Consider the following 5396-nt stretch of genomic DNA (forward strand, 5'->3'; position numbering starts at 1 on the left):
ACAGGTTTGGCTGAATTTTCGCAAGCGCTGATCACGCTGAGCAAATTCGGTTCTTGGATCGCTTTGGGCGAGCCGAATTCGCGGATGTCTGCACCGCCCGAAAAAGCCTTGCCAGCACCGGTGATGACGACGGCTTTGACAGCGGCGTCGTTGTTGGCTTTATCCAGACCGTCGGTGATGCCGATGCGTGTGGACAGGCCCAAACCGTTGACTGGCGGGTTCATCAATGTGATGACCGCGACATCACCGTGGACTTTGTATTCAGCTGTCATGCTGGACTTCCTTTGCGTGAAAAATTAAAAAAGAACGACCGTTCGTTTTTTTGCATTGTAGACAAAAAATCTTTCTTGGAACAACTATTTTGTCGCCCCTGAGACCTGACAAAAATGCCAACCCTTGGCACAAGCTGCGACGAATCAGACCTCCAGCCACTCCTTGCGGATATAGGTGTTGGCGCGTAACTCGTCTGGCGTTCCCTGGAACACGATGCTGCCATGGCCCATGACCAGGGCACGGTCCGAAATGCGCATGGCAATGGTCAACTTTTGCTCAATCAGCAAGACCGAGATGCCACGCGATTTGAGGTTTTGCAGGTACTGCCCCACCAACTCCACGATCTTGGGGGCCAGGCCCTCGGTCGGCTCGTCAATGATGATCAGGTCAGGGTCCCCCATCAGGGTGCGGCACAGCGTGAGCATTTGCTGCTCACCACCTGACAAAACCCCAGCTTCGGTGTGTTCGCGCTCCTTGAGGCGGGGGAACATGGTGAACATGTCGTCAAAAGACCAACGGCCATTTTGGCCCTTTTGCTTTTGACCCAGTTGCAGGTTCTGGTGCACCGTGAGCTTGGGAAAGATATCGCGGTTTTCCGGCACATAGCCGAGGCCCAGGTGCGCGATCTCGTAAGCTTTCTTGCCTTGAATCGGCTGGCCTTTCCAGTCGATGCGCCCCTGGCACTCCACCAGGCCCATGATGGCTTTGGCCGTGGTGGATCGGCCCGAGCCGTTGCGCCCCAGCAGGGCCACGATCTCACCCTGCCCCACTTCAAAGTTCACACCGTGCAGCACATGGCTTTTGCCGTAATAGGCGTGCAAATTTTCGACTCGCAACATCAGTGGCCTCCTGCTTGGCTGTCTGCAACGGATGAGCCCAGGTAGGCTTCCTGCACCTGGGTATTGGCACGCACGGCCTCTGGCGTGTCGAAGGCGATCACTTCGCCGTAAACCACCACCGCGATCTTGTCTGCCAGGCCAAACACCACGCCCATGTCGTGCTCCACCGTGAGCAGGGTTTTGCCCACCGTGACCTCCTTGATGAGCTGAATAAAGCGCGAAGTCTCGCTTTTGCTCATGCCCGCCGTCGGTTCGTCCAGCAGGATCACATCGGCCCCACCTGCAATCGTGACGCCAATCTCCAGAGCGCGCTGCTCGGCGTAGGTCAGGTTGACAGCCAGTACATCGCGTTTCTTGTCCAGGCGAATCATTTGAAGCAACTGGTCGGTGCGCTCGTTGGCGTCTTTCAAACCCGAAAGAAACTTGAAAAAGGTGTATTTGTAGCCCAGGCTCCAAAGCACCGCGCAGCGCAGATTTTCGAACACACTGAGTTTGGGGAAGATGTTCGTGATCTGGAAGCTGCGCGACAAACCCATGCGGTTGATTTCATAGGGTGTCTTGTTCTGGATGCGTTGCCCATTGAGCAAAATATCGCCGCTGGTTGGGCCAAAGCGACCGCTGATCAAATTGAACAAGGTGGATTTGCCCGCGCCGTTGGGGCCAATCACGGCCACGCGCTCCCCGGACTGCACCGAAAGGCTCACACCCCGGATGATTTCGGTCTTACCGAAATTCTTGCAAACGTCTTTGAGTTCAAGGGCGTAACTCATAAAGCAGTTTCCCTTCGCTTGATTTCTTTTTCGATCTCGGTCTGGATGTCACCCCAGTCGTGCACAAATTGGCGCCTGGCCAGCTCAAAAAGACCCAGGCCGGTGAGCATGACAAAGGCCGATCCAAACCAGCTGTCCAGGCCTTTGGCATTGAGTGTGGCGCCCATGAATTGAACGTTGTCACCCAGGGCCGAGTTGAGTTGCAGGTGATAGACCATCTCGATCATGGCCCCCGCGCCGGCCAGCATGACGATGGCCGTCAAGCCCAAGCCCAGGTAGCTGGTCCAGATCTGGCGCAGCTTGCCGAACTTGGCCACCCGCAGGTTCATCATGATCAGACTGGCGATGCCGCCCGGTGCATACATGACCATGAACAAGAAAACCAGCCCCATGTAAAGAAGCCAAGCCTTGGTCAGCTCTGACAACAGCACGAAGGCAATGATCATCAAGATCGCGCCAAGGATGGGGCCAAAAAAGAAAGTGGCGCCCCCCAGAAAGGTGAACAACAAATAAGCGCCCGAGCGCCCTGCGCCCACCACTTCAGCGGTCACGATTTCAAAGTTCAGCGCGCCCAAGCCGCCAGCGATGCCGGCAAAAAAGCCTGCAATCACAAAAGCAAAGTAGCGCACACGCTGAGTGTTGTAACCAATGAACTCGACGCGCTCAGGGTTGTCGCGCACTGCATTCAAAATACGCCCCAGCGGCGTTTGCGTGAAGGCATACATCAGGGCCACGCACACAAAGGTGTAGGCGGCAATCAGGTAATAAACTTCAATTTGTGGCCCGTAGCTGATGCCAAAGAAAGGCTGGCCAGCGACCCGGTTGCCCGACACACCCGCCTCACCCCCGAAAAACTCCGAGAACATGAGCGACATGGCAAACACCAGTTCGGCCACACCCAGCGTGATCATGGCAAAGGGTGTACCGGATTTTCGGGTCGTCACCCAGCCCAGCAAAACAGCAAAACCCATGCCCGCCACGCCGCCCACGATGGGCAGCAGGCTGACCGGGATGTTCAGCGTGCCGCCACTGACGGCATTGAGCGCGTGCATGGCCATGTAAGAGCCCAGGCCAGTGTAGACCGCATGGCCAAAGCTCAGCATCCCGCCCTGCCCCAGCAGAATGTTGTACGACAGACAGGCAATGATGGCAATGCCCATTTGAGCCAGCATGGTGGTCGACAAGTTGCTGGTGAAAACCAGCGGGGCCAGCAGCAGCAGCAGACCAAACAGGCTCCAGGTGACCCATCGACCTACGTTGTAAGGTTTGAATTTGTATGCAGCAGCCATGTCTTAACCCTCGCGTGTGCCCAAAAGACCCTTGGGCCGGAAGATCAGGATCAGCACCAGGAAAAGGTACGGCAAGATAGGCGCCACTTGAGACAGCGTGAGCTTGGCAAACGAGTTCTCTTGCGTCGCTGCCGACAAGGCCCAGCCCATGTCTTTGGCCAAAGTGAGGAACGAATAGTCGACGGCCACCGCAAAGGTCTGGATCACGCCGATCAGCACGGAGGCCAGAAAAGCCCCCGACAACGAGCCCATGCCGCCCACCACCACCACCACAAAAATGACCGATCCCACCGTCGCGGCCATGGCGGGTTCGGTGACAAAAGTGCTGCCCCCGATCACGCCGGCCAAACCGGCCAGGCCCGTGCCCGCACCAAACACCAGCATGAAGACACGCGGCACGTTGTGGCCCAAAGATTCCACCATTTCGGGGTGGGTCAAGGCAGCCTGAATGACCAAGCCAATACGGGTGCGCGTCAGCAGCAGCCACAAAGACACCAGCATCAACAAGGCCACCAGCATCATGAACCCCCGCGTGGCAGGAAAGGGCGAGCACACCACACGAATGGCGGCATCGGCTGCTGCGCAGGCCTCAGCAGGGGCCGAACCCCAGACCAGACTCAGGCCGTTGACCGAATGGTTGATCAGGGTGAAGGCTGCGCTGCGCAAAATTTCAGGCGGCGGAAAATCCACCGCTGTGCGGCCCCAGACCAGTTGCACCAACTCCAGCGCCACATAGGACAAGCCAAAAGTCACCAGCAATTCAGGCACATGACCAAAAGGGTGAACCTTGCGCAGCGTGACACGCTCAAACAAGGCACCACAGGCGCCCACCAAAAGCGGCGCAATCACCAGCGCCGGCCAAAATCCGATCCACCCCGTCAGGGTGTAGCCGAAATAGGCGCCAATCATGTAGAAACTGGCATGCGCGAAGTTGAGCACACCCATCATGCTGAAAATCAAGGTCAGCCCTGAGCTGAGCATGAAGAGCAACAGTCCATAACTCAAACCGTTGAGCATGGAGATGATGAAAAACTCCATAAATACTTTCCAGACCTTTCAGGGTCTAAGGCCGAAATTAAAAGCAATCCTTAAGCCATGCCCCCACCGTGAGAGGGGATCGAAGCCCAAAAAAAAGCCCGATGAACCAACAGTTGATCGGGCCTTGACCCAGCGGCTTCACGGCGACAGGCCCTGGGCCTGCGCTGTGTAAGACGGGATGCGCCGCAAACGGACCGAAATTACCCGGGACGCTTCATCTGGCAGCTGGTGGGCGTGCTGGACACATAAGAAGGGAATTCCTTGACGGGCGCCAAAGTCATGCCCGTGTTTTCGGGGCTGTAAGGGTACTTCTTGTCAGCTTTTTGCCAAACGGTCATGTAAAGCGGTTGCTGTAGTTGATGGTCTGTTTTACGCATCTCGACTTCGCCGTTGTAGTTTTTGTACTTGATCCCTTCCAGTGCCGCAGCCACTTTCACAGGGTCGGTGGACTTGGCTTTGGCCATGGCAGCACCCAGGGCGTTGAAGATGGTGACGACAGAACCGGTGTAGAAATCGTCATTGAACTTCTTCTTGAACTCGCCCATCCACTTGCCCATGTCGCCCCCCATGTTGTAGTGGCTGTAGGCGATCTGGTAGACGCGGCCTGCACCGCTTTGACCCAGCGCTGTGGGCGTGCCCGTTACACCGGTGTAATAGGTGTAAAACTTGCCGGTGTAGCCGCCTTCGTTGGCCGCCTTGACCAACAAGGCCAGGTCAGAACCCCAGTTCCCCGTGATCACCGTGTCAGCACCTGAGGCCTTGATCTTGGCGATGTAGGGTGAGAAATCACGCACCTGGGCCAGTGGGTGCAGGTCTTCGCCGACGATTTGCACATCAGGGCGCTTGCGGGCCAGATTTTCCTTGGCGAACTTGGCAACCTGTTGGCCGTGCGAATAATTTTGATTGAACAGATAGACCTTCTTGACGTCCTTGTCGTCCTTCATGAAGGTGGTCATCGCTTCGATTTTCATCGACGTGTCGGCATCAAAACGGAAGTGCCAATAGCTGCACTTGCTGTTCGTGAAGTCAGGGTCAACCGCAGCGTAGTTGAGGAAAATAATTTCCTTGCCAGGGTTGCGTTCGTTGTGTTTGTTAACCGCTTCAATCAGGGCGCCGGCAACCGATGAGCCGTTACCTTGGGCGATATAACGAACGCCTTGGTCCATGGCCGCTTTCAGCGCATTCAG

General features: G+C 56.4%; 6 protein-coding genes. All 6 read right to left on the minus strand.

The features are described from left to right. Nucleotides 1–272, minus strand: a 272-nt coding sequence (locus ACIQ3A_RS13640; RefSeq protein ID WP_396432270.1) for an enoyl-CoA hydratase/isomerase family protein, incomplete at its 3' end; no start/stop codon positions are given. A gap of 144 nt (nucleotides 273–416) precedes the next feature. After that, nucleotides 417–1112: an ABC transporter ATP-binding protein gene (locus ACIQ3A_RS13645; protein WP_396432271.1), complete on the minus strand. Its 696-nt coding sequence runs from the start codon at nucleotides 1110–1112 to the stop codon at nucleotides 417–419. Continuing rightward, nucleotides 1112–1882, minus strand: coding sequence for an ABC transporter ATP-binding protein (locus tag ACIQ3A_RS13650; protein WP_396432272.1), 771 nt, complete (start codon nucleotides 1880–1882; stop codon nucleotides 1112–1114). Before ACIQ3A_RS13650 ends, ACIQ3A_RS13645 begins: the two co-directional genes overlap by 1 nt. Continuing rightward, nucleotides 1879–3171, minus strand: coding sequence for a branched-chain amino acid ABC transporter permease (locus ACIQ3A_RS13655; RefSeq protein ID WP_396432273.1), 1293 nt, complete (start codon nucleotides 3169–3171; stop codon nucleotides 1879–1881). Before ACIQ3A_RS13655 ends, ACIQ3A_RS13650 begins: the two co-directional genes overlap by 4 nt. Before the next feature lie 3 nt (nucleotides 3172–3174). Next, complete coding sequence (locus ACIQ3A_RS13660; protein ID WP_396432274.1) at nucleotides 3175–4209, minus strand: branched-chain amino acid ABC transporter permease; 1035 nt, start codon at nucleotides 4207–4209, stop codon at nucleotides 3175–3177. A 200-nt stretch (nucleotides 4210–4409) separates the two neighbouring features. Then, nucleotides 4410–5396, minus strand: a 987-nt coding sequence (locus ACIQ3A_RS13665; RefSeq protein WP_396432275.1) for a branched-chain amino acid ABC transporter substrate-binding protein, incomplete at its 5' end; no start/stop codon positions are given.

It is taken from the genome of Limnohabitans sp., from assembly GCF_044361985.1.
GTDB lineage: Bacteria > Pseudomonadota > Gammaproteobacteria > Burkholderiales > Burkholderiaceae_C > Limnohabitans_A.

Excerpts from the sequence above, each read along its gene's own strand:
- ACIQ3A_RS13645 (WP_396432271.1), bottom strand. The coding sequence starts at position 1,112 with ATGTTGCGAGTCGAAAATTTGCACGCCTATTACGGCAAAAGCCATGTG.
- ACIQ3A_RS13650 (WP_396432272.1), bottom strand. The coding sequence starts at position 1,882 with ATGAGTTACGCCCTTGAACTCAAAGACGTTTGCAAGAATTTCGGTAAG.
- ACIQ3A_RS13655 (WP_396432273.1), bottom strand. The coding sequence starts at position 3,171 with ATGGCTGCTGCATACAAATTCAAACCTTACAACGTAGGTCGATGGGTC.
- ACIQ3A_RS13660 (WP_396432274.1), bottom strand. The coding sequence starts at position 4,209 with ATGGAGTTTTTCATCATCTCCATGCTCAACGGTTTGAGTTATGGACTG.